Raw genomic sequence first — 2,500 nt, 5'->3', positions numbered from 1 at the left:
AGCGAGCTTAAGCCGTTAGGTGTAGGCGAAGCGAAAGCGAGTCTGAATAGGGCGACGAGTTGCTGGCAGAAGACCCGAAACCGAGTGATCTAGCCATGGCCAGGCTGAAGGTGCGGTAACACGCACTGGAGGGCCGAACCCACGCCTGTTGAAAAAGTCGGGGATGAGCTGTGGCTAGGGGTGAAAGGCCAATCAAACTCGGAGATAGCTGGTTCTCCGCGAAATCTATTGAGGTAGATCGTCAGGTGTTGACCCCGGGGGGTAGAGCACTGGATGGGCTAGGGGGGCCCAAAGCCTTACCAAACCTAACCAAACTCCGAATACCCGGAAGTTTAGCCTGGCAGACAGACGGTGGGTGCTAAGGTCCATCGTCGAGAGGGAAACAGCCCAGACCACCAGCTAAGGCCCCCAAATCGTGGCTAAGTGGGAAAGGATGTGGGGATTCCAAAACAACCAGGAGGTTGGCTTAGAAGCAGCCATCCTTTAAAGAAAGCGTAATAGCTCACTGGTCTAATAGAAACCCTGCGCCGAAAATGTAACGGGGCTCAAGCCACGTGCCGAAGCTGTGGGTGCATTCTTTGAATGCGCGGTAGCGGAGCGTTCCGTAAGTCTGTGAAGGAGACGGGGTGACCCTCTCTGGAGATATCGGAAGTGCGAATGCTGACATGAGTAGCGACAAACAGTGCGAGAAACACTGTCGCCGAAAGTCCAAGGGTTCCTGCGCAAGGTTAATCCGCGCAGGGTGAGCCGGCCCCTAAGGCGAGGGCGAAAGCCGTAGTCGATGGAAACCAGGTGAATATTCCTGGGCCTGCCAGAAGTGACGAATGCAAGATGTTGTCAGTCCTTATCGGATTGGACTGGCTTTTTGCGCATTCCAGGAAATAGCTCTGGCATATAGACCGTACCCGAAACCGACACAGGTGGACTGGTAGAGAATACCAAGGCGCTTGAGAGAACGATGCTGAAGGAACTAGGCAAATTACTCGCGTAACTTCGGGATAAGCGAGACCCGTCCTTGGGCAACCATAGGCGGGTGGCACAAACCAGGGGGTAGCGACTGTTTAGTAAAAACACAGGGCTGTGCGAAGTCGAGAGACGACGTATACGGCCTGACGCCTGCCCGGTGCCGGAAGGTTAAGAGGAGGTGTGCAAGCACTGAATTGAAGCCCCGGTAAACGGCGGCCGTAACTATAACGGTCCTAAGGTAGCGAAATTCCTTGTCGGGTAAGTTCCGACCTGCACGAATGGCGTAACGACTTCCCCGCTGTCTCCAGCATCGGCTCAGCGAAATTGAATTCCCCGTGAAGATGCGGGGTACCCGCGGTCAGACGGAAAGACCCTATGAACCTTTACTGCAGCTTTGCAGTGGCATCAGAGACATTCTGTGTAGGATAGGTGGGAGGCTTTGAAACCGGGGCGCCAGTTCCGGTGGAGCCATCCTTGAAATACCACCCTGACTGTTTCTGATGTCTAACCGAGACCAGTAAGCCTGGTCCGGGACCCTGCATGGTGGGCAGTTTGACTGGGGCGGTCGCCTCCCAAAGTGTAACGGAGGCGCGCGATGGTGGGCTCAGGTCGGTCGGACATCGACTGTTGAGTGCAATGGCATAAGCCCGCCTGACTGTGAGAGTGACAGCTCGATCAGAGACGAAAGTCGGCCATAGTGATCCGGTGGTCCCGCGTGGAAGGGCCATCGCTCAACGGATAAAAGGTACTCTAGGGATAACAGGCTGATCTCCCCCAAGAGTCCACATCGACGGGGAGGTTTGGCACCTCGATGTCGGCTCATCACATCCTGGGGCTGGAGCAGGTCCCAAGGGTTCGGCTGTTCGCCGATTAAAGTGGTACGTGAGCTGGGTTTAGAACGTCGTGAGACAGTTCGGTCCCTATCTGCCGTGGGTGTTGGAGACTTGAGAGGATTTGTCCCTAGTACGAGAGGACCGGGATGAACAGACCTCTGGTGTACCGGTTGTCGCGCCAGCGGCACAGCCGGGTAGCTAAGTCTGGACGGGATAATCGCTGAAAGCATCTAAGCGAGAAACCCACCTCAAAACCAGGTCTCCCCGAGGGCCGTGATAGACCATCACGTCGATAGGCCAGATGTGAAAGCGCAGTAATGCGTGCAGCTAACTGGTCCTAATCGCCCAATAGGCTCACTCACACCGCCTGGCACCGCCAGGCAAACACACATGCACAGAAATCATCCACGCACTCCACACACTCACAAAAATCACACCAACCTCATCACACGCCCAATACACCCCAACCCAAGGGTGGACTGGACGACCTGGTGGCTATGGCGGGGAAAGATCCACCCGATCCCATCCCGAACTCGGCCGTGAAATGCCCCTGCGCCTATGATACTGCGTCTTAAGACGCGGGAAAGTCGGTCGCCGCCAGGTCTTCCAATCCACCTACACCCACGCGGGGTGGAGCAGCCCGGTAGCTCGTCAGGCTCATAACCTGAAGGCCGCAGGTTCAAATCCTGCCCCCGCAACCA

The 2,500-nt window shown here is 56.2% G+C and carries 1 tRNA gene and 2 rRNA genes (1 of these 3 cut by a window edge); all 3 read left to right on the top strand.

Annotation, left to right across the window (positions count from 1 at the left end):
* Positions 1-2,161 (top strand): 23S ribosomal RNA (locus HLH36_RS19180); it begins 580 nt to the left of the window's first position.
* Positions 2,162-2,286: 125 nt separating this feature from the next.
* A 5S ribosomal RNA gene (gene rrf, locus HLH36_RS19175) occupies positions 2,287-2,402 on the top strand.
* A gap of 21 nt (positions 2,403-2,423) precedes the next feature.
* Positions 2,424-2,500, top strand: a tRNA-Met gene (locus tag HLH36_RS19170).

Origin of the sequence: Gluconacetobacter aggeris (assembly GCF_014174395.1) — a bacterium.
In the GTDB taxonomy this organism is placed as follows: Bacteria; Pseudomonadota; Alphaproteobacteria; order Acetobacterales; family Acetobacteraceae; genus Gluconacetobacter; species Gluconacetobacter aggeris.
Note: the sequence above shows the minus strand (reverse complement) of the source record. Positions and strands in the feature narration are given on the sequence as shown.